This window comes from Acinetobacter lactucae (assembly GCF_013122135.1).
Lineage (GTDB): Bacteria > Pseudomonadota > Gammaproteobacteria > Pseudomonadales > Moraxellaceae > Acinetobacter > Acinetobacter lactucae.
The window spans coordinates 186352-209244 of the sequence record NZ_CP053391.1 but is presented as its reverse complement, the minus strand read 5'-3'; the positions used below and the strand labels follow the sequence as shown (position 1 = coordinate 209244).

Below are 22893 nucleotides of genomic sequence, written 5' to 3'. Positions count from 1 at the left end.
GCTAAATATTAACTTCGTACAATATTTAAGAAATATAAATGACGTTCATATTGATCAATAATGTCTTGAATTAAATCTTCTTGAGTCCAATCCATTACATCATAGTTCTGTCCACCTTCTCTTAAAAAAACTTCAGCTTGGAAATATTGCCCATCTTCAGCTTCAGTACGCCCAATTAAAAAACTTGGTGGTACTGTTTCACGTGAAACAACTTTATAAATAAAATTAATTTCATTGTGATGATCGACTCGAAGTTGCATTCCATCCTCAAGCTGAGTAATTGAAACTTCTAAGTGACGGCGCCTAAATTCATGTTTGATATTTTCAAATGCACGACTTACTTGCTTTTCAATATATTCTCTTACTTCTTGTTCACTATGAGGATAGTGCATGATTAATCCAAGACGCTGTTGCCAGCTTCGTGGATTATGAATGGCACGTGGTGTAATACGAGCTTCCTGAATGGCTGTCATTTTGGTGACATCAAGATGTAATGCTTTTATTAATCCCCAACTCATTAAAAGCATGACCACAGTAAACGGCAATGCACTCATAATGATTGAAGACTGTAATGCGGCCAAACCACCGACTAGCAATAAGATAATGGCAAGCACAGCCATTAGCACGGTCCAGAACAAACGCTGCCAAGTTGGTGAATTTTCAGTTTTTGCAGTTAAGTAGTCTGTTACTAGTGCTCCAGAGTCAGCAGAAGTCACAAAGAATAAAACGACTAAAATAGTAGCCAAAATATTCATGACACCTGACCATGGCAAGTGACCTAAGAATTCAAACAGTGCAACTGACGAGTCTTGCTGAACAGCCTGAATGAGAGTGGTTTGATGTTCATGAATAATGCTAAATAACGCAGCATTTCCTAAAAAGCCCATCCAGATAATCGTAAAACCTGTCGGAATGAGCAGAACACCAACAATAAACTCTCGAATGGTACGACCACGTGAAACCCTCGCGATAAACATACCCACAAATGGTGACCATGAAATCCACCAGGCCCAATATAAAATTGTCCAACCACCAATCCATCCATTCGGCTGATAAGCATATAAATTGAATGTCATGGTAAAAAGATTAGAGATATATTGCCCAGTGTTTTGAATAGTAGTCTGGAGTAAATAAATACTAGGACCAGCGATAAACACAAATATTAGTAATATTAAGGCTAAGACTAAGTTTAGCTCTGATAAGCGTTTAACCCCTTTATCTAGACCTAAGAACACAGATAAGGAAGCTAAAATGCTCACAAAAATAATCAGTAAAACTTGAATATGGGTGCTTTGTTCAACGCCAAATAAATAATGTAAACCAGAGTTAATTTGGGTAACACCAAACCCCAGAGAAGTTGCTACACCAAATACTGTACCAATAGTCGCGAAGATATCGATGCTATCGCCCCATGGTCCATAAATCTTTTTACCAATGAGCGGATATAGGGCTGAACGGGTCTTTAGTGGTAAATTATGTCGATAAGCAAAATAAGCTAATGCTAACCCAACTACTGCATAAATTGCCCACGCATGCAAACCCCAGTGGAAGAAGGTTACTCTAAGTGCTTGCTGCGCTGCATCAATGGTCTGGGCATCTCCACTTGGTGGATTAACATAATGCATGACCGGTTCGGCAACCCCGAAAAACATCAGGCCGATCCCCATCCCTGCTGTAAATAGCATGGCGAACCAAGACCCATTATTATATTCAGGCTGGCTATGATCAGGCCCTAATTTAATCCGTCCTATTGATGAGCAGGCGATATAAATCAACAAGATAAGAAAGAAAGCAACAGATAAAACATAAAACCAGCTAAATGAATCGGTGATCCATTGTTTTAATTGCTGCGTTAGAAGTTCAAAGGAACTCGGGGCGATCACCACAACTGCTAAAAATAAGGCAATGATAATGACCGTACCAAAAAATACGTTAGGATTAACGTTTGCGAACCAACCTGGTTGTTTGGAAGGCATAACTCCTCCATGTTATTTTAATGAAAAGTGACAGGCATTAAGCCAATAGAGATATTCACGGAATGAACAAAGTTAAATCTTTCAATAGAGAAAGCCGATAATACTCTAAATAAACTTAAATAATATTGCAGTTACAAAGGTGTAAACAAATTGAAACACCTTCTCCTTTATTTGCCAGAATCCTTCCTTGTGGGGTGAGCAATGTACTGCAAAGCAATTAAACGGGTAACAATCAAGGCCAGATACATCACTCCGCAGAACATCTGTAGCATGGCTAAAACGCGTGCTGGGGGACTAAGCGGCATTAAATCCGATAAGCCTGTCGCGGACTGTAAACTAAAGCTCAGGAAGAGTAGGTCTAACCAAGTCTGTAAATGATGAACATTATTTGGGTTTTGGAAGCTAGCAGGAATTAATAGCTGACAAATGTTGTAGAGGAATGCAAAGCCCCAAGCAATCAGGGTAAAGACTGCTGCTGCCGCAAATAGTTCATCTCTTGTTAAATATCGGTCAGCGAACATATAACGGAATAAACCATAAGCAGCCGAGAAGTAAGCTAGCGCTTCACAGCTATGGGCAAATATCTGGATCGTTAAATTGCTATAGCCTAATAAGATAAAGGCCGAAGATATAATCGCTCCACTGACAAAGCTTAAACCCAAAAAAGTAAACATTGGAGTTTGGCGAATAACCTTGGCAATAATGAGTAAGGCAAGTACTCCTAACGCCCAAGTGAGGGTTCTATAAGACGCATCGTGAAAAGTCAGCATAGCTAAGATCAATAAAATAAACTGAACGAGTAAGAGCCACGCAGAAGGTAGCAGTCGAAAGCTCGCCCAGAAATCTATGATAGATCGCATTTAATTATTTTCCTTTTTCGTTATATTTTGAATTATAGAAAATCATACTGTACAAAAAATAGGATAAACAAGTTGTTCTTTATTAAAAAATTCTTTCATCTCGCTATACAAAATAAACAAAAAAAGCCCCTAAGGGCTTTTAATGAGGGATGTACTAAATTTTGATTTTAGTGGTCTGAAGCACCTGAAGCACCAATACCTGTCATTGAGCGAACGTATTGGGCATCGAATGCAGCACGCTCTTTTTTTGCACGTGCAGAGTTGTCAGTCACCGAGAACAACCAACAGCAAAGGAATGATAATGGCATCGCAAATAATGCAGGACCATTAAACGGGTTAATTGGTGTATCAGAGATTTTTAAAGTATCCACCCAAACTGCTTTAGACAGAACAATAAGCACTACCGCTGTTACAAGACCAACCAAACCACCGATAACAGCACCACGAGTCGTTAAACCTTTCCAGAACATTGAAAGAACAAGGATCGGGAAGTTTGCACAACATGCCACAGAGAACGCCAAGCCCACCATAAATGCTACGTTTTGTTTTTCAAACAAGATACCCAAAATCATCGCAAAGATTGCTAAACCAAGTGTCGCAATTTTTGACATACGAAGTTCTGAAGCTGGAGTCGTTTGACCTTTCTTAAATACGTTAGCGTACAAGTCATGTGAAATTGCAGATGCACCTGAAAGTGTTAAACCTGCAACAACCGCAAGAATTGTTGCGAATGCTACTGCTGAAATGAAGCCCATGAATAAGTCACCGCCTAAAGCGTCACTTAAATGCACGGCTGCCATGTTGTTACCACCAACAAGCTCAAGCTTGCCTGATACTGCCATTTTGGCAACATCAAGGAATTGAGGGTTGTTTGATACGAAAAGGATCGCACCGAAACCAATAATAAAAGTTAAAAGATAGAAATAACCAATGAAACCTGTCGCAACCACAACCGATTTACGTGCTTCTTTTGCATCTTTTACTGTGAAGAAACGCATAAGAATATGTGGAAGACCTGCTGTACCAAACATGAGTGCTAAGCCAAGAGACAATGCATCAATCGGATTTGCGGCAAGTTTACCCGGACCCATAATTTTCGCAGCTTCTTCAAAGCTTACGCTGTGAACTTTACTGAATACTTCAATTGATTGAGTGAACATATTGCTGAAGCTAAAACCAACCGCTTTCATCACCATGAATGCCATGAAAGTCGCACCACTGAGCAACATGACTGCTTTAATGATCTGTACCCATGTCGTTGCCAACATGCCACCAAAGATGACGTATGCCATCATTAATAAACCAACGATGACAACAGCGATGTTGTAGTTCAAACCAAATAGTAATTTGATGAGCTGACCCGCTCCTACCATTTGAGCGATCAAGTAGAATGCGACAACAACCAGCGAGCTCAAGGCAGCTAAGGTACGGACCGGTTTTTCTTCGAGACGGAATGACACTACGTCTGAAAGGTTGTATTTACCCAGGTTACGTAAACGTTCTGCAATCAAGAATAAAACGATTGGCCAACCTACCATAAACCCAAGAGAATAAAGTAAGCCATCAAAACCCGAGCTAAATACCATTGCGGAAATACCGAGGAAAGATGCAGCTGACATATAGTCACCGGCAATTGCCAATCCGTTCTGGAAACCGCTGATTCCGCCCCCTGCGGTATAGAAATCTTGTGCTGATTGGGTTTGTTTTGCAGCCCACTTGGTAATAAACAAAGTGAAACCAACAAAAATCAAAAACATGATGATGGCATGCCAGTTCGTCGCCTGTTGCTCAGCTTCTCCCAAATCTGGACCAGCCATAGCAACAGTTGAATATAGCGATGCTGCTGCCAATAAGGCTTTCGCTTTTAATGAATTCCATTTCATATTAGTGTAATCCTTTCTCATGCGTGATGGCTTCAACTTCCTTCAACGCTTCTTCACTCAACTGGTCAAGGGTATTGTTTGCGATATAGGAATACACGCCACACAGTAGGAAAGATAAAACAATAATTCCTAAGCCTAGTGGAATACCCCATGTCGTTACACCACCACTAAATGAACTCATCAAAAATTCTTTGTTGTAGCCAACAAGTAGCATAAAGCCCACATAAAGCACTAACATAATGATTGTGAGCGTCCAGCTTAATGCACTTTTTTTCTTGACCATTTTCTGAAACTTTGGATTGTGTAGAATCTTTTCTACTTGGCTTTGATCCATAACCAAACTCCTTGCCCTGTGCCCAACCTTGGCCACTTTTTTAATAGTAGTTTCTCATTATTCAAATTAGCAAAATTACGTGTAATTCGTAACTTAGACTTTGGTCGTTAAAATTTAATCAATTTATTGCTTTGTTTCTGCTTGCGGTATGATAGGCGCAAGGTTTTAATCATGTAGGTCATATGAACAGCTGGCTGATTATTGGGGTACTCACTCTTTATATAGCACTCTTATTCGTTTGTGCTTTTTTTGGTGAAAAGCATGCCAGCCGTCTGAGTACCCGTGGCCGCATGTTCTTGTTTAGTTTGACCTTAGGGGTTTACTGTTCATCTTGGACTTTTTATGGCGCAACCGGAGCGGCGGTCCGAGAAGGCGTTATTTTCTTACCTATTTATTTAGGTCCACTGTTATTTGTCTGGTTCGGTTATGACATCTGGCGCCGTTTAGGCCGAGTACGTCAGCACCACGCGATTTCATCAATTGCCGACTTTGTTGCTGCACGTTATGGAAAAAGTGGCGTATTAGCTTCGCTGGTTACAATCTTGGCAGTGATTGCGATTATTCCCTATCTCGCCTTACAGTTACGTGCAATTGCCTTAAGTACATCAGTCATCTTAGAGCAGAATGCTCATATTCATACGACCACCAACAGCGTTTTGCTTTTAACCAGTGTCCTTGCGATCTTGGCCATGATTTTTGGTACCAGACAAATTGCAAACACCGAGCAACATGGCGGCCTCATGTTAGCTGTGGCATTTGAATCTTTTGTGAAATTATTCGCGCTGATTTGTGTCGCTTTATTTTTTATTTTTGAAGCACCCGCCAACTTAGTACAAGTCTCAGCCGACGTAAACCAAACCTTTCAGGAAGTCCAATTGTTTGGGGTACCTGAAACTTTCTGGATTCAGACATTATTGGCAGGTCTAGCAATTATATGTTTACCCCGCCAATTTCATGTGGCTGTTGTTGAATTACGTGATGAAAAGCATATCCGCGGTGCACGTAAATGGTTTGCGGCTTATCTTATTTTAACGATTTTAGCGATTATCCCGATTGCAAGCTGGGCCTTGCATGCAGCTCCGAAGTTCCTCACTGTGCCCGATGTTGCAGTACTCTCATTACCACTGAGTTATAACCAAGAGTGGTTAGCCCTACTGGCCTTTTTAGGCGGGTTCTCTGCATCAACAGGCATGTTACTGGTGTCATCTGTTGCCTTGTCTATCATGCTCAGTAATGACTTGATTATGCCCGCACTTTGGCGTTTTAAGTTGCTTTCACGCCATGATAAACATCTACCAAAAGTTCTTAAATTTAGTCGACGTATTAGTATTGTCGCGGTAATGCTACTTGGCTTTTTATTCTTCCATTTCTTTAATGATATTAACCAACTTTCAGTTTTTGGTTTATTAGCATTTAGTGCTGTTGCCCAGTTCGCACCTGCATTGATTGGGGGATTGTATTGGCGAGGTGGAAGTCGCCAAGGTGTCTACGCTGGTCTCATCGTTGGATTTTTAATGTGGAGTTATACATTACTATTTCCAACCATCTTACGTAGTTTGCCGGAAGCCTATCAAGAAACAGCCCAAAGTATTTTGCTTTTTGGTCCTTTTGGAATAAATGCCTTACGTCCAGAGTCACTTTTTGGTTTTGAGTCATTTGCACCTTTAACGCACGGCGTCATTTGGTCACTCGGTTTAAATATTCTTTTATATATCTGGATTTCTAAACTTTACCGCCCAAGTGTGGCTGAACAAATACAGGCAGAAAGCTTTTTTTATTATGAAACTAAGCCTTTGCCATCACCCCATACTTCTACCGATTTGACCTATTTACCACACGATGCCGCGCGCTTAAAAGTAGGTGATCTGTTCGCACTTGCTAAAAGAATTACGGGTGAGCAACCCACAACTCAAGCATTCGAGAACTTTTGCGAGCAAAATCATCTCACGCTCAACCCGAATAGTATCGCCAACGGCATGTGGTGGCGATTCACCGAGCAATATCTTGCAGGTATTATCGGGGCCGCTTCTGCACGTACGTTGCTCACTACAGCAATGATTAACAATGGTTTGGCATTAGGACAAGTCGCTAATATTTTAGACCAAGCCTCACAATGGCAACGTTTTAATCAAAACTTGCTGATGACCATGATTGACCACATGACTCAAGGGGTAAGTGTGGTCGATAAAAATATGTGTTTGGTCGCGTGGAACAACCAATATTTAAAATTATTTGGCTACCCAAAAGATTTAGTCTATGTAGGTTGTCCAATTGCCGACTTGATTCGTTATAACGCTGAACGCGGCGAATGCGGACCCGGTTCAGTCGAAGAACATGTTCGTAAACGCTTACACTGGATGAAAGTCGGAAGTGCGCATGAGTTTGAACGAATCCGTAAAGACGGACGCGTTATTCAAATGCGTGGTAATCCTATTTCAGGGGGAGGCTTTGTGACTACGTTCGCTGACATTACTGCTTTCCGTGCGAATGAGGCAATACTCGAAGCCCGCGTAAAAGACAGAACCCAACAACTTGCAGATGCTTTAACCGAGCAACAGCTTGCACGCGAACAAGCTGATATGGCCAATATGTCAAAAAGCCGATTTATTGCAGCCGCCAGTCATGACTTATTACAACCTATGCATGCCGCCCGTTTGTTTAGTACGGTTCTTGAACAAAGCATCGCAACTGAAGAAGACCGTCAAACTTTGCAGCAACTTGACCGTGCTTTGTATGGCGCAGAAAGTATGCTCTCTGCCCTACTCGATATTGCACGTTTGGAAGGCGGCACCATACAACCAAAAAGACAGCCTTATCCTTTACATGATTTATTAAGCGATCTTGAACTCCAGTTCAAATCAATTGCTGCACAGCGAAATATTTCCCTGAAAGTTCACGATGTATCGTTCTGGATCGATACAGATCCACAGTGGATTCGACGCATTATTCAAAACTTTGTAAGTAATGCTTTGCGCTATACAGCCAAAGGCCGAGTGATTGTTGGCGTATTACGTTCTGCTCAAAAATCTGGTCATATTCGAATTGGTGTTTGGGATACAGGCCCCGGAATTGCCGAAGAGCAACGTATTAAACTATTTCAAGAATTCGAACGTTGTGGACATTTATCCCCTTGGGGCGAGCAAGGTTTAGGTTTAGGACTTGCTATTGTGCAGCGTATGACGGGTTTGTTGAATTATCCAGTCCATGTCTACTCACAACTCAATAAAGGCTCTTGCTTTATGATTGAGGTTCCTATCGTAGAAGCTCCAAAAGTGATAACCCCAACCGTACAGGCAGTACCTTTAAAAACCAAAGCCTACCGAATTTTATGTCTAGACAATGATGAAACTATTCTTGAGGGCATGAGTAGCTTATTAGGTCGATGGGGTTATGAAGTTTTTAAAGCCACTGAACCAGAACAAGCACTTGAGATTATTCAAAAAGAGAATATTCAGGTCTGGCTTATCGATCAGCATTTAAACAACAACCAACTCGGTGTCGATTTTATTTTGCAAAATCGTCAGGATGACGTTCCAGTGGCTTTAATTACCGCAGACTCTCATCCTGAGCTACCTCAACAATTGAAAGAACTGAATATTGTTTTACTCAAAAAACCACTTAAGCCAGCTTCTCTAAGAGCATGGTTATCGGGACTTAAAATTGCCAGTGAGGTAGATTAAATATTTTCTCTCCCAAACCTTTTAATAAGTTTGGGAGAGATGGTTGGCAAAAATTATGGGTTTAATTTAAGCCAATAGGCAAAACTGCTCAAAAAGTCTACTTTTGTTTATTAAGTAATTGGCCAAACTTTCCATTAGCTCTTTTTCTATGGCAAAGCTCACCTTTTTTGTAAGTGAACACTTGTATACTTAGTTACAATTTCATAAGCCACTGTTTTTTAAAATTATAATTAGTCAAAAACAACCATATACGACTTTAGTCGTATTCTACTTGCATTCTTCATGACACATAAATATTCAAAACCTATTTTTTAAATGTACAGCTATTTTTATATAAACCTATTTCTATATTAAGCACCCCTGCTCACGAATTAATGCAAAGGACAATTGCCATGAATATTTCTGATAACAGCCCACAAGGCCAACTTTCGTCTCAACAGTTTTATCGTCAATACAGTGCCAATGCTTTACTTCCTGAACTAGATTGGCAAAGTATTTTCCCCCATAGCAAACTCAACGAAGCAAATATCAAAGCGTTAAATACAATTTATCAATGTGCAGTCCCGCTGGCACTTAATGTATTTCATGATCTAAATTTTGATGTATTTGCACCTGCGGCTTATCATCCGCAAGGTTTAGGCTTATTTGATAAATTGGCTCAACAAGAAGAAAACTTTTTAAAAGTTCTTAGCGCTGAAAGTGAAAATCTTGACCACGACACACGTCATCAAATATGGAGCATGCTACTCCGTGGCGGTGCTGTACTGGTTTTCAAAGCTTGGCTTGGTCATGTCAAACTCGGCGAAAATCAGTTAGATATGACTCAGTTTGATGAACTCTCTGACTTACTGTTTATTAAAACGCATCCAGATCAACTTGCTGAACGACTCCATGTTGATGAAAAAGCAAAACTCGACCATATCTTCTTGATGTATGGCAATGATATTTTCCTTGATCGCTTCAACAGCCTAGAAACAGCTGCACTTTTTGTAGATTTAGGCGTTTATGATGCAGCCTTCTTAAGCTTACGTGACGACCGCGTGGCTGAATATTTAAAAATGAAAGGTTATGTGACTCAAGATCAAATTGATGATTTGCAATGTGCGCTTAACCCATTGTACTGCGACAGCCTAACGCCAAAGCAAGATTGCCTTGCTTAAGTGGCACCCATAAAAAAGACCTCAATTGAGGTCTTTTTTCTTTTTTAGATTTTCTTATCTTCAATATTGAGTGCACTAATCGCCAACACGGCTTGTGTACGGTTTTGCACACCTAATTTTCTAAAAATAGCGGTCACATGCGCTTTAATTGTTGCTTCTGAAACATCAAGCTCGTATGCGATCTGCTTATTTAACAAACCTTCCGCAACCATCATCAAAACACGGAATTGCTGAGGTGTTAACGATTGAATACGTTCAGCTAAAGCAGTTTCATCTGCTGCTCTTGGGTCAAGGTTAAGATTAGATGGTAAGTTAGGCGGCAACCAGATATCACCTTCTAAGACTTGTCGAATCGCTTCACCAATATGGCTTGGATGAGCCGACTTAGGAATATAGCCCATCGCACCATGTGCAATTGCACGCTGAATGATTGAAGTTTCTTCATGTGCAGAAACCACAATAATCGGAATAGATGGATACTGTGCTCTTACATAAACCAGAGCCGAAAAGCCTGAAGCACCCGGTAAATTTAAATCGAGTAATACTAAATCAGGTTCTGCCCCATTTTCCAAACGCTCATAAAACTCATCAACCGAAGCTGTTTCATGAATTTGTGCCTGTGGCAGGCTATAACGTACTGCTTGAATTAAAGCATGACGAAACAAAGGATGATCATCAACGATTAAAATATTCATAAGCGATTAAAGTAATCTTGAGCATAAGTATGGCCTATTGTAACCCTACTATTTAGATGAAAGATACGTTCATCTTATCCATTTTTATGCAAAATGTTGATAAATGCAGAACTTAGCCAAGATTTTCAGATGTTTTTTAACTTTTAATCAAAATTAATCTGTTTTTTATATAAGCTTCTTTTTTATTATAAAAAATATATCACCTATAATTATATAAAATAAAAACAGCAACTTAATAGAAAGCCAAAGTATAAAAATCCACTATTTATCTTTTATATTTAAAACTGATAAGGTTGACCAATTTCGTTATTTTACAGTTTACCGTCGTTGTTGATTAATAAGTCTAATCTCTTGTTTTAGGCTTAGGAACCAAATTATGACTGGTATCACATCACCAAAACCTTTAAATATTGTTGCTGTTTCTGGTGGCTTAAATACCCCATCTAAAACGGAAAGTCTGGTTCAAGCCATTCTTGATGAATTATCAGAAGCAACCGACATTAAAGTTCATTTTATTAAATTAAGCGAAATTGGGCCTTTATTAGGCGGTGCATTTTATCGCAACCAACTTCCACAGCGCGTACAAGATGATCTTGCAGCAGTTGAAGCAGCAGATGCTTTAATTGTAGGTACACCAGTTTACCGCGCATCTTTTACGGGTCTTTTCAAACATTTCTTCGATTTTGTTGAACAAACTGCATTGGTCGATGTGCCTGTACTATTAGCAGCATCAGGCGGTAGTGATCGTCATGCACTCGTACTAGAACATCAACTTCGTCCGTTGTTTAGTTTCTTCCAAGCACAAACTTTACCAATTGGTGTATATGCGACCGATCGTGACTTTACTCCTGAATATACGGTGAAAAGCGAGCAATTATCAGATCGTATTACGTTAGCGGTAGCACGTGCATTGCCTATTTTAGAATGGGCGCCAGCGAAAGGTAAACGTGCTGAAGTGATTAAATCTAAATCACAGCAGGCAAATCAAGAACTTGGTATTAACAAGCAAATTGAGCAAGAAGAAGTATTACCTTCAGCAGCTGTACCAGATCTTGATGCGGCAGAGTCCCGTTTACATCACAAGTCTGGCAAATCATTAACGCATGTTGCCTAAATGCAACATAGCTAAATAAAAATAACGAATGGGGAGAGCGAACCATGACGCAATTACAACAACCAATTAAATTTGCTTATTGGGTACCAAACGTAAGCGGTGGCCTTGTAGTAAGTAACATCGAACAGCGTACAGACTGGAGTTATGACTACAATGTTCGACTTGCACAGGCTGCCGAAAACAATGGTTTTGAATATGCGCTCACCCAAATTCGTTTTACGGCGGGGTACGGGGCAGAAAACCAACATGAATCTGTAAGTTTCAGTCATGCATTACTGGCAAAAACTGAAAAACTTAAAGTCATTGCGGCGATTCTGCCCGGCCCCTGGAAACCGGCACTGGCAGCCAAACAACTTGCAACGATTGATTATCTAACCGAAGGCCGTATTGCCATTAATGTGGTGAGTGGTTGGTTTAGAGGAGAGTTTGACGCGATTGGTGAAGAGTGGCCTGAGCATGACGAACGCTACGTTCGCTCTGAAGAATTTATTCGTACACTAAAAGGAATCTGGACCACAGATAACTACAGTTTTGATGGTAAATACTATCAGTTCAAAAACTACACACTTAAACCAAAACCTCTACAAAAGCCTTATATCGAAGTTTTTCAAGGCGGTAGCTCACGTGCCGCACGCGACATGGCGTCTCGTGTATCTGATTGGTATTTTACTAATGGTAATACTGTCGAAGAAATTCAAAAACAAGTTGAAGACATTCGCACCAAAGCAAAAGCCAATAATCATCATGTCAAAATTGGGGTAAACGCTTTCATTATTGCTAGAGATACCGAAGAAGAAGCAAAAGCGGTACTTCAAGAAATTATTGATAAAGCCAACACTGAAGCCGTAAATGCGTTTGGCAATGCAACACGTGAAGCAGGTGCGGCTTCCCCAGAGCAACAAGGTAACTGGGCAAAATCAAGTTTTGAAGATTTAGTGCAATATAACGATGGCTTTAAAACCAATTTAATTGGTACACCGCAGCAAATTGCAGAGCGTATTGTGGCGCTTAAAAATGTAGGTGTAGATTTGATTCTTTCTGGATTTTTACATTTCATTGAAGAAGTAGAATATTTTGGAGAAAAAGTTCTACCACTCGTTCGCCAGTTAGAACTTCAACAGGAAAAGGAGGTAGAAATTCAAGCTAAATCAGCCTAAAACCCCAGTTAAAACAGCGCAAAATAATAAAAACAATAAATTAAAAATAAAGAATTTATTGGCTCCAAGACTCGGCTTGGAGCCTTTATTTTTTAAGACTTCTCTACTTCTCGAATCACAGTTTCAACTGAGTAACGGCACCATTTTGAAAGTTTTTCGATAAATTCATTTAATGCTGCGGGTTCAAAATGGCCAACGATCATATAGCAAGCATTGCCCATGACTTTAAAGCACTCATCGATTTGTTCATATTGCTTGACCAAATTTTCAATTTCTTCAAATGCGCGTTGTTCATTTAAATGCAAATGAATAAATTGTTTATAGCTATATTGCAAAGCAATCGTGTAATTTTTGATGACACCAGCATCCATTAACTGAGCAATTCGAGCACCCACCGCCTGTCCTGTCCGGTGCACGCGCTGCCCAATTTCTTTATTGGTTAGTCGGGAATCTTGTTTAAGCAATGCAATAATTTTTAGATCGATCGGGTCTAATTCAATATTCATTTTTCATGGCGAAAGAAAACGGGCGGTAATGCTTTCATCTGACTATAGCCGATTTTTTAAGCAGAGAATAATCTTGTTTTATCTCATATCAACAAGAGTAATCTCATGAAACAAGCACTATTAATTATCGATGTACAAAATGATTATTTTAAAAATGGCAAAATGGAATTGGTTGGGCCAGAGCAAGCGCTAGAAAAAATAAAACAACTTGAACAATATTTTAGCGAGAAAAACTTGCCAATCATTTATGTGCAACATATTAACCCGCCACAAGCGAGTTTCTTCCAAGAAAATACGGATGGGGTTTTACTTCATCCCGAACTCAGTGCGGGCAGTGATTCTTTAATAGTGACAAAGCATTATCCAAACAGTTTTTTAGAAACCAATTTAGATGAACTTTTAAAAGCACATCAAATTGAGCAGCTCGTGATTACAGGCATGATGACGCATATGTGTATTGATTCAGGTACACGTGCAGCCAAAGAACTTGGCTACCAACCAATCTTAATTGCAGATGCAACCGCAACTCGTGATTTAAGTTATGCTGGGAAGACTGTAAAAGCTGAAGACGTACAAACTGCTTTTTTAACTGCGCTGAGTACGTTTGCAAATGTACAAAATACTGCTGACTTTTTAGCAAGCTCTTAATAGAACTCAATAAAAAAGCCCCAGATGGGGCTTTCTTAGAATTAATTTTGCTTATCAGGATAAACCGTTGCAATCAACTGCTCTACCACTGCTGGTTCAGCCAAGGTCGAAGTGTCACCTAAGCTATCTAATTCATTCGCTGCAATTTTTCTTAAAATACGGCGCATGATTTTACCCGAACGAGTTTTAGGTAATGCTGGTGCCCAATGTAATGCATCAGGTGAAGCCACAGGCCCAAGCACTTTACGTACCCAGTTAATTAACTCTTTACGCAGCTCTTCCGACTCTGGAACACCTGCCTGTAAAGTCACGAAAGTACAAATACCTTGCCCTTTAATATCATGAGGCATGCCCACCACTGCTGCTTCTGCAACAGATTCATGCGAAACCAAAGCACTTTCAATTTCAGCAGTGCCCAGACGGTGACCTGAAACGTTTAAGACATCGTCAACACGACCTGTGATCCAGTAATAGCCATCTTCATCACGGCGAGCACCATCCCCCGTAAAATAAGTATTTTTGAAGGTCGAAAAATACGCCTCAATAAAGCGGTCTGGGTCACCCCAAATAGTACGCATCTGGCCCGGCCATGAATCTTTAATCACAAGGTTACCTTCAACCGCACCTTCTAGTTCATTGCCTTCACCATCTACAATGGCAGGTTGGATGCCAAACAACGGACGTGTTGCCGAACCCGGTTTTAAAGCTGTTGCACCTGGCAAAGGAGCAATCAAAATACCGCCTGTTTCGGTTTGCCACCATGTATCAACAATCGGGCAGCGGCCTTCACCAACAACGTTGTAGTACCAATTCCAAGCTTCAGGATTAATAGGCTCACCGACCGAACCAAGTAAACGCAGGCTGCTACGGTTACTTTCACGTACAAACGAATCACCTTCTCGCATCATGGCGCGAATCGCAGTTGGCGCTGTATACAAAATAGAAACTTTATGCTTATCGACCACATGACCAAGACGTGCCCATGTTGGATATTGAGGCACACCCTCAAACATTAGGGTCGTGGTGCCATTTGCCAGTGGACCATAAATGAGATAACTGTGGCCTGTAATCCAACCGATATCGGCTGTACACCAGTAAACATCATCTTGTTTTAAATCAAATACCTCTTTAAAGGTACTGGTTACATAAACTAAATAACCGCCTGTCGTATGCAATACACCTTTCGGTTTACCTGTTGAGCCCGACGTATAAAGAATAAATAAGGGGTCTTCTGCCTTCATCGGTTCTGGAGGACAGTTAGCATCCACTTCCATAATAACAAGGTGATACCACAAATCACGACCTGGCTTCATTTCAATTGGGTTTGCATTACGATAAACCACAATCACATTTTCAACGCACTCTGTGCCCGGCAATGCTAAAGCCAAATCAACATTTTCTTTGAGCGGTAATAGTTTTCCGGCACGTAGACTTGAGTCTGCGGTAATCACCAGTTTAGCTTGGCTGTCTTCAATACGACTTGCCAAAGAATCTGGCGAGAACCCACCAAATACCACGCAGTGAACTGCACCAATACGAGCACAGGCTAACATCGCAATTGCAGCCTCAGTCACCATCGGCATATACAGCACAACACGGTCGCCTTTACCAATGCCATATTTCTTTAAAACGTTAGCAAAACGGCAGACTTCGTCATGTAATTCTTTATAAGAGACAATTTTATGACGGGAAGGATGGTCACCTTCCCAAATGATGGCAGGTTTATGTGGATGTTCTTTAAGATGCCTGTCTAGGCAGTTTGCTGACACGTTCAGCTCGCCATCAGCAAACCATTCAATTTTGAAATTGTCTTTGTCAAAACTGGTATTTTTAACTTGGGTAAATGGTTTTATCCAATCGACAATTTTAGCTTGCTCTGCCCAGAATTCATCTGGGTTCTCGATAGAGTGTTGATAACGTTTAAAGTAGTCTGCTTCAACAGTACGAGCAGTTTTTTTAAATTCCTCTGGTACTGGATAGATCTCATTCATACGCAACTTCCTTGATCTTGTGCATCCCATCTCGAGACTGTGGCTATTATTTTACTGGATCTTATTTGCATGCCTTTGCAGTATGATGACTCTTTCAAAGTCTAGACAATGCGACTTTGGTCATATATTAAACACTTACTCAAGCATACGAAATTATGAACATTTTTATAAAATTAAGTTGATTTAAAACATTTGTCTATAGCTTTTACTTTTATAATTTTTTCAAGATTTGATGGTTTTGATCATCAACAAAGATTATTTTGTCTCTCATATGCAACTCAGGAATAAAATAATATGTTTGCCCAAACTAGCTCTTCACGCCCACCACAGCTCCCTTTAAAAGATAGTCCGTTTTCAATTCATGGGCGCTTTAATCGCATGAGCTATTTAGGTGGTTATGGACTGATTTATTTAATCACTCTCGTGGGCTATTTCATTTTGGCCTCATTTCTTGGAAGTTTTCAGCTTTCAAGCAATCTATTTAATTTTGAGTTTTATAGCTCTCTTTCTGGTCTTAGTGCCTTGATCGTCTGGGCTTTTTGGATATTTCTGATTTACTTAAATATTGTTCTCGTTGTTCGACGTTTGCATGATTTAAATAAAAGTGGCTGGATGGGCTTGCTGTTATTTATTCCAGTTGTTCAGTTCTTTTTTATGATTTATTTACTGCTTGCCTCAGGTACAGCAGGTCCAAACGAATATGGCCCAGCTCGACCATCAACCTTTATAGAAAAACTCATGGCTTGGTTTATTTTATTCGTCATTTTAATTAGCCTTATTTCTACCGCAGGCTTTTTTTACTACTTCTCTGGTACCGATACTATAGAAACTCCGTCACAAATCTTACAAAAAGGAACTGAATACTTTTAATTAAAAAACACTTTATTATTTAGATGAACTCATTATAGTAGGCGCACATTTTATCTCCTACTATCATGAAAGCCGATCATCGCTTTCATCATTTTTTTTAAATAGAGACTTGTCGTGGCTGATGAACAAAAATCCTTAACGGATGTTGCAAAAAATACAGGTGAACTTTTGCAAGAAGCAGGTACTAAAACCACTCAAACTGTTTTAGCTCATACTGAAAAGTATCATGATGCCTATACCACTATTGATAAAATCGTGGATAGTTTCTGGGAACGTGTGCCTTATATTTGTATTGCGATTATCGTTTTCATTATTTTTTGGCTACTCACCAAATTATTTAAGCTTTTTGTTCGTAAAACTTTAGAAAACCGTTCTTACACGCGCCAAAACCTAGTTTTGGTATTAAACCGTGTAGGAAGCACGACAATTTTATTTTTTGGTTTCTTAATTGCACTGGTCATCATGATTCCAGGGTTTACCCCAGGACAACTCATGAGTGCGTTAGGGATTGGTTCGGTTGCAATTGGTTTCGCATTTAAAGATATTTTTCAAAACCTGCTCTCAGGTATTTTGATTTTATTAAGTGAACCATTCCGTATTGGCGATTCGATCGTGGTGAATTCACTTGAAGGAACTGTTGAAGATATTCAAATTCGTGCAACATTCTTACGCTCACCAGATGGACGCCGTATCGTTATTCCAAACGCAACTGTTTATACGAGTGCTTTAACTGTAAATACGGCTTATCAACAACGACGCTGTGAGTTTGTAGTTGGAATTGGATATGACGACGATGAACAAAAAGCTAAACAGATTATTTTAGATATTCTTAATAATGACCGAAATGTACTTAGTCAGCCGGCTTTCTCGGTTAACGTTACAGCTTTAGCTGATTTCTCGGTTAACCTGACTGTACGTTGGTGGGTTGATACCACTGAAACAGATATGTCGTCATCTATCAGTACAATTCAAGCTCAAGTAAAACAAGCTTTCAATGACAACGGTATTAATATTCCATACCCAATTCAGGAATTAAAAATGGCTGCAAACCAGCCACCATTAAACCCTGAAGCATCAACTAAAGAGACGACCTAAAATATAAGAAATAGACGTTTCAGTTCTTAAAATACGGTTGCCTAAGCTCACAGCTTGGCAGCCGTTTTTTGTGAGCAAATCAACTTCATAGGGAATAAACCCACCTTCGGGTCCAACGACTACACTACACGCATGCGGAATATTAATTGGCATGCTTTGCTCTGCATAAGGATGAGCCACATAAGCGGGACTTTCCTTTGAAATTAGGCTTGGTAGCACATCTTCAACAAAAGGTTTAAAGCGTTTGTATAATTGAATTTCAGGAACAATGGTGTCACCTGCTTGCTCAAGACCTAAAGTCACATAGTTATCAAGTTGTTGTAAAAATGGAGTTTGCCAATAGCTTTTATCAACACGATAGCTATGAATCAAACTAATCTTTTCAACCCCTAAAGTCACACTATCCATAATTAAACGGCGTAAAACTTTAGGCCTTGGTAAAGCTACAATTAAATGTACTGGAAGTTTTGCAGGTACAGTTTCTTCAGTGATAGGACGTATACAAACTTCATGCTCGTTAATTGAGACAATTTCAGTGATATAACGTGCCCCATTACGAATACCAACTTTTAGATTTTGGCTGACCGTAATATCAAGATGTTCATGTAAATGCTGTAGTTGGCGCTTTGAACGGATTGACCATAACTCTGACTGAACGTCTTCAGGTTCTAGCAAAACGATATTCATGATTTTTCGGCCAAATACCGATTAATTACGCCAATATGTTTCTGTAATGAACCTTGGTTACGCTGTAAGACTTTATGCGCCTGCTCAACCACCTGCTTTGCTTCTTCAGGCTCGGCTAAACATGCCATCCAGATTGCCACAACTTGCTCAGCGTCTTGGGCAATGAGCACCCCATTTTCATCAATGAATTCATCAACAATAGTTTGGAAATTAAAGTAACGAGGTCCAATTACGGTCGGCACATTTAAAACCATAGGCTCTAAAATATTATGCCCACCGCCTGGTTCATTAAGTGATCCACCCACGAAACACACCTGACTTAAGGCATACCATAACCAAAGTTCACCCATGCTATCCGCCAGATAAACCTGTGTACTGGCATGAATACTATGATTCATACTTCTACGATGAGTGACTAGACCTAAGTTGTGGGAAATTTCAAATACTTCATCGAAACGTTCAGGATGTCGAGGTACGACAATACAAACTAAATCAGGTTCTGACTTTAGATAAGGTGCAAGCGCTTCTAAAATTTGTTGTTCTTCGGGTGCATGTGTACTGGCAATTGTCAGGACTTTACGCTGTCCCAAATACCATTGTTGTTGTAATTGCTCAGCCTGATTTATAAAAGTCTGAGGTGCATGAATATCAAATTTAATATTTCCAACCACCTGACTTTTTTGTTGATCTAAGCCAAGTTCGACATAACGTTGGCGAGTCGCAGCGTCTTGTGCCAATACCCAGTCAATTTGTTTCAGCATTCCTGCCGTTAGACCTGAAACCCGGCTATAACCTTTTGCTGATTTTTCTGATAATCGCGCATTTAATAATAAACAAGGAACCTGTTGTAGTTTGGCTTGATCAATTAAATTTGGCCAAAGCTCAGTTTCAACCAATGCTAAAAGTTTTGGCTGATACAACTCAAAAAATTGTTTTAAAAGATGCTTTTGATCAACAGGCAAATAAACTGCTTGAAATAAATCTAAATAAGGTGCTTTTAAAAATAATGATTTGGCACGCGCCTGCCCAGTCTTCGTTGTATTAGTAACTAATACAGGTTGACCGAGTTTAAGATAATGCTCGATTAAAGGCTGCGCAGCATTGGTTTCTCCAACCGAAACAGCATGGAACCAAATTGCTTTGACATTTTTCGGAGATTCAAACGGCCCAAATCTTTCCAGACATTCCTGATGATATAATTCCTGGCTTTCTGCACGTTTTTTTATCCGCCAGTGGTAAAAAGGTTTTAATAAATGGAGTGCGGTGTTGTACCAAAAAGGGGTCGCCAAGCGGTTTGCCTCAAATCATCAAAGTTTAAAACTGGGGAAAATATAACATAGATAGAAAAAATGGCAGAGTTTCGATACCTAAACTCTACCATTACGAGAAAAATGATTTACTGAGTTCAGAAACAAACGAAGACAGCAAATCATCATTTCAAAGAATTTTATGAAGCTTCTAGTGTTGGATAGTCTGTATAACCTTCAGCACCTTTCGCATATAAAGTTGTTGGTTGAAGTTCGTTTAGTGGCAAATCTTGCTCTAAACGCTGTAAAAGATCTGGGTTAGCAATATATGCTTTACCAAAAGATACGGCATCTGCCTGACCTTCACGCAAGATACGTTTTGCTGACTCTGGTGTTAGGTTCTCATTGGCAATCCATACACCATTAAATTTTTCGCGAAGTTTAGGACTAATACTGTCAGCAGCTTCATATTCACGAGAGAAAATGAAAGCTACATTACGTTGGTTAAGCTGTTCAACTACATAACCAAAAGTTGCTAATGGATTTTCATCACCCATATCGTGTGAATCACCACGCGGTGCGATATGAACACCAACTCGGCCAGCGCCCCACACTTCAATAAATGCATCAACGACCTCTAATAATAAACGTGCACGGTTTTCAATAGGACCACCGTATTCGTCATCACGTTGGTTGGTATTACTTTGAAGGAACTGGTCAATTAAATAACCATTCGCTGCGTGTAATTCAACACCATCAAAACCAGCTGCTTTAGCCAGTTCTGCCGAATGTTTATATTGAGCGACCACCTCTTTCACTTCTTCTAATGAAAGCGCACGGGGTTTAACATACGGACGTTTAGGACGTAATAAACTCACTTCACCCGCAGGTTGAATTGCACTTGGTGCAACAGGAATATCACCATCTAAAAGCTCAGGATGTGAAATACGACCTACATGCCAAAGTTGCACTACAATTTTTGAACCTTGAGCATGAACTGCCTCAATAATTTTATTCCAAGCTTGTGCCTGCTCTTCTGACCATAACCCTGGGGTATCTGCATAACCCACAGTTTTTGAACCAATCACTGTTGCTTCAGTCAAAATGAGACCAGCATTTGCACGTTGTTGATAGTATTCAACCATTAAATCATTAGGCACTCGGCTTTCACCACTACGCGCACGCGTTAATGGAGCCATGACCAATCGATTTTTGATTTCAAAATCACCAACCGTTAAAGGAGTATTGAGTTCAGCCATAATCGCCTCGACTTACACTTTTAATAATTTAAAGTGTTTGTTTTAAATGTTCGATATATTGCTGAATCAAAGCTTCGTTACGTGAAAAATAAGACCATTGACCATATTTTTGGACCTGAATAAGCCCCGCCTGTTGTAACACAGACAAATGATTAGACATCGTAGACTGAGCTACTTTACCCAAACGTTCAATATGACCTGCACAAACACCCTTCTCAAAACTACCACCACATTCTTCCACCGGTAAATAATGTGCAGGTTCTTTTAACCATTGCAAAATTTGCCGACGCAGAGGGTTGGAAAGGGCTTTGCTAATTGCATCAATATCCATAGGCTCAACACGTCTTTTAAACGAACAAAGCTTTGTTCAGCATTTCAAAAACATAATATCGTATTTCTTCGATATTCATATCTATTTTTCTCGATATTAATATCGTATTTTTCCGATTAACATTTGAAGACTGAACTGCTTTGCCGTTTTAATCGCTAAAAATCCAAGAGTTCTACATATTCATAGATGAACTGTATTTAAACTAAAAGTTCAGCAGATTCTTATAAACCTTGTTTTAAGCTCGCCTCAATAAAGCGATCAAGGTCACCATCAAGAACAGCACCTGTATTAGAGTTTTCAACACCCGTACGTAAATCTTTAATACGGGAATCATCTAATACATATGAACGAATTTGGCTTCCCCAACCAATATCAGACTTCGAGTCTTCTAGCGCTTGAGCTGCTTCATTACGTTTTTGCATTTCCAATTCATACAAACGCGCACGTAGCTGTTTCCATGCATGGTCACGGTTAGCGTGTTGCGAACGCTGGTTCTGACATGCCACCACAATACCTGTTGGAATGTGAGTCAAACGCACAGCTGAGTCGGTTTTGTTAATATGCTGACCACCTGCACCAGATGCACGGTACGTATCGGTACGAACATCAGAAGGGTTAATATCAATTTCAATATTGTCATCAACTTCTGGTGAAATAAATACCGCAGAGAATGAAGTGTGACGACGGTTACCACTGTCAAATGGTGATTTACGAACTAAACGGTGTACACCTGACTCTGTGCGTAACCAACCGTAAGCATATTCACCTTCAACACGAATTGTTGCTGATTTAATACCAGCCACATCGCCATCAGATACTTCCATAAGTTCTGCTTTAAAGCCATGGCGTTCAATCCAGCGCATATACATACGTAATAGCATAGATGCCCAGTCTTGTGCTTCTGTACCACCTGAACCTGATTGAATCTCTACATAGCAAGGATTCGGGTCCATTGGGTTACTAAACATACGACGGAATTCAAGTTTAGCCAGTTCATCTTCGGCAGCATTAAGCTCTGATTGAACATCTTCAAGCAAGCTTTCATCGTCAGCTTCTACAGCCAAATCTAACATCGCTTTTGCATCTTCAAGCTGTGTAGATAAGCCATCCAATACATTAATAACGTTTTCTAGTTCGCCCTTTTCTTTCGCCATTGCCTGAGCGCGGCTTTGATCATTCCAAATCGCAGGGTCTTCTAACTCACGTAAAACTTCTTCTAAACGTTCTTTTTTCAGATCGTAGTCAAAGATACCCCCGTAGTGTTTGGCTACGATCAGTTAAATCTTTCAATTGGTTTAGATAAGGATTAATTTCCACGCGAGTGTTCCCATAAGAGCAGATAAACAGTCAATTATTTTAGCATAGCTTGCCATACTCAAACAAAAGCCCTCAAACATATT

General features: G+C 39.9%; 19 protein-coding genes. 7 read left to right on the top strand and 12 right to left on the bottom strand.

Annotated features, from left to right (window positions below):
* Window positions 1–8: 8 nt before the first annotated feature.
* From HLV59_RS00930 to HLV59_RS00915, 4 genes are all read right to left on the bottom strand, one after another.
* Window positions 9–1976 carry a BCCT family transporter gene (locus HLV59_RS00930; RefSeq protein WP_081172566.1) on the bottom strand — a complete coding sequence of 656 codons (1968 nt, stop codon included), beginning with the start codon at window positions 1974–1976 and terminating at the stop codon, window positions 9–11.
* A 167-nt stretch (window positions 1977–2143) separates the two neighbouring features.
* A complete protein-coding gene (locus tag HLV59_RS00925; RefSeq protein WP_216606749.1) occupies window positions 2144–2836 on the bottom strand; it encodes an ion channel in 693 nt (230 codons plus the stop codon).
* Window positions 2837–3003: 167 nt separating this feature from the next.
* Complete coding sequence (locus tag HLV59_RS00920; protein ID WP_016143758.1) at window positions 3004–4719, bottom strand: cation acetate symporter; 1716 nt, start codon at window positions 4717–4719, stop codon at window positions 3004–3006.
* Window position 4720: 1 nt separating this feature from the next.
* Window positions 4721–5053 carry a DUF485 domain-containing protein gene (locus tag HLV59_RS00915; RefSeq protein ID WP_016142785.1) on the bottom strand — a complete coding sequence of 111 codons (333 nt, stop codon included), beginning with the start codon at window positions 5051–5053 and terminating at the stop codon, window positions 4721–4723.
* Window positions 5054–5235: 182 nt separating this feature from the next.
* Here HLV59_RS00915 and HLV59_RS00910 point away from each other — a divergent pair, with 182 nt between their 5' ends.
* Together HLV59_RS00910 and HLV59_RS00905 are read left to right on the top strand one after the other, a co-directional pair.
* A complete protein-coding gene (locus HLV59_RS00910; protein WP_016143759.1) occupies window positions 5236–8733 on the top strand; it encodes a hybrid sensor histidine kinase/response regulator in 3498 nt (1165 codons plus the stop codon).
* Between the two features lie 392 nt (window positions 8734–9125).
* A complete protein-coding gene (locus tag HLV59_RS00905) occupies window positions 9126–9893 on the top strand; it encodes a hypothetical protein (RefSeq protein ID WP_017387555.1) in 768 nt (255 codons plus the stop codon).
* A 44-nt stretch (window positions 9894–9937) separates the two neighbouring features.
* On the opposite strand, the gene HLV59_RS00900 is transcribed toward HLV59_RS00905, so the two are convergent.
* Window positions 9938–10588 carry a response regulator gene (locus HLV59_RS00900; RefSeq protein WP_002122041.1) on the bottom strand — a complete coding sequence of 217 codons (651 nt, stop codon included), beginning with the start codon at window positions 10586–10588 and terminating at the stop codon, window positions 9938–9940.
* A 376-nt stretch (window positions 10589–10964) separates the two neighbouring features.
* On the opposite strand from HLV59_RS00900, the gene msuE reads away from it, so the two are divergent.
* Complete coding sequence (gene msuE / locus HLV59_RS00895) at window positions 10965–11702, top strand: FMN reductase (protein WP_163118795.1); 738 nt, start codon at window positions 10965–10967, stop codon at window positions 11700–11702.
* A gap of 44 nt (window positions 11703–11746) precedes the next feature.
* Window positions 11747–12859, top strand: a complete 1113-nt coding sequence (gene sfnG, locus HLV59_RS00890; RefSeq protein WP_171429121.1) for a dimethylsulfone monooxygenase SfnG — start codon at window positions 11747–11749, stop codon at window positions 12857–12859.
* Between the two features lie 92 nt (window positions 12860–12951).
* On the opposite strand, the gene HLV59_RS00885 is transcribed toward sfnG, so the two are convergent.
* A complete protein-coding gene (locus tag HLV59_RS00885; protein ID WP_171429119.1) occupies window positions 12952–13365 on the bottom strand; it encodes an Lrp/AsnC family transcriptional regulator in 414 nt (137 codons plus the stop codon).
* A gap of 105 nt (window positions 13366–13470) precedes the next feature.
* Between HLV59_RS00885 and HLV59_RS00880 the strand changes: the two genes are divergently transcribed.
* A complete protein-coding gene (locus tag HLV59_RS00880; RefSeq protein ID WP_171429117.1) occupies window positions 13471–14013 on the top strand; it encodes a cysteine hydrolase family protein in 543 nt (180 codons plus the stop codon).
* Window positions 14014–14054: 41 nt separating this feature from the next.
* Here HLV59_RS00880 and acs read toward each other — a convergent pair whose 3' ends face one another.
* Complete coding sequence (gene acs, locus HLV59_RS00875) at window positions 14055–16004, bottom strand: acetate--CoA ligase (protein ID WP_031949600.1); 1950 nt, start codon at window positions 16002–16004, stop codon at window positions 14055–14057.
* A gap of 294 nt (window positions 16005–16298) precedes the next feature.
* Here acs and HLV59_RS00870 point away from each other — a divergent pair, with 294 nt between their 5' ends.
* Together HLV59_RS00870 and HLV59_RS00865 are read left to right on the top strand one after the other, a co-directional pair.
* The gene (locus HLV59_RS00870) at window positions 16299–16874 is read left to right on the top strand and encodes a DUF805 domain-containing protein (RefSeq protein ID WP_016143765.1); all 576 of its coding nucleotides are present in this window, start codon (window positions 16299–16301) and stop codon (window positions 16872–16874) included.
* Between the two features lie 114 nt (window positions 16875–16988).
* Complete coding sequence (locus HLV59_RS00865; protein WP_016143766.1) at window positions 16989–17969, top strand: mechanosensitive ion channel family protein; 981 nt, start codon at window positions 16989–16991, stop codon at window positions 17967–17969.
* Here the strand turns inward: HLV59_RS00865 and HLV59_RS00860 are convergent.
* From HLV59_RS00860 to prfB, 5 genes are all read right to left on the bottom strand, one after another.
* A complete protein-coding gene (locus tag HLV59_RS00860) occupies window positions 17949–18656 on the bottom strand; it encodes a 16S rRNA (uracil(1498)-N(3))-methyltransferase (protein ID WP_171429115.1) in 708 nt (235 codons plus the stop codon). The genes HLV59_RS00865 and HLV59_RS00860 overlap by 21 nt on opposite strands.
* Window positions 18653–19945 carry a 3-deoxy-D-manno-octulosonic acid transferase gene (locus HLV59_RS00855; RefSeq protein ID WP_171429113.1) on the bottom strand — a complete coding sequence of 431 codons (1293 nt, stop codon included), beginning with the start codon at window positions 19943–19945 and terminating at the stop codon, window positions 18653–18655. Before HLV59_RS00855 ends, HLV59_RS00860 begins: the two co-directional genes overlap by 4 nt.
* 158 nt (window positions 19946–20103) lie before the next feature.
* On the bottom strand, window positions 20104–21162 hold the full coding sequence (locus HLV59_RS00850) for an alkene reductase (RefSeq protein ID WP_171429111.1): 1059 nt from the start codon (window positions 21160–21162) through the stop codon (window positions 20104–20106).
* 28 nt (window positions 21163–21190) lie between these two features.
* Window positions 21191–21493 (bottom strand): ArsR/SmtB family transcription factor, encoded by a 303-nt coding sequence (locus HLV59_RS00845; RefSeq protein ID WP_002121891.1) that lies wholly within the window; start codon window positions 21491–21493, stop codon window positions 21191–21193.
* Window positions 21494–21714: 221 nt separating this feature from the next.
* Window positions 21715–22810, bottom strand: a protein-coding gene (gene prfB / locus HLV59_RS00840) for a peptide chain release factor 2 (RefSeq protein ID WP_099910007.1) whose coding sequence is annotated in 2 segments (ribosomal slippage) — window positions 21715–22737 and window positions 22739–22810 — 1095 coding nt in all. Because the reading frame shifts where the segments join, the coding sequence is not laid out codon by codon here.
* Window positions 22811–22893 lie beyond the last annotated feature (83 nt).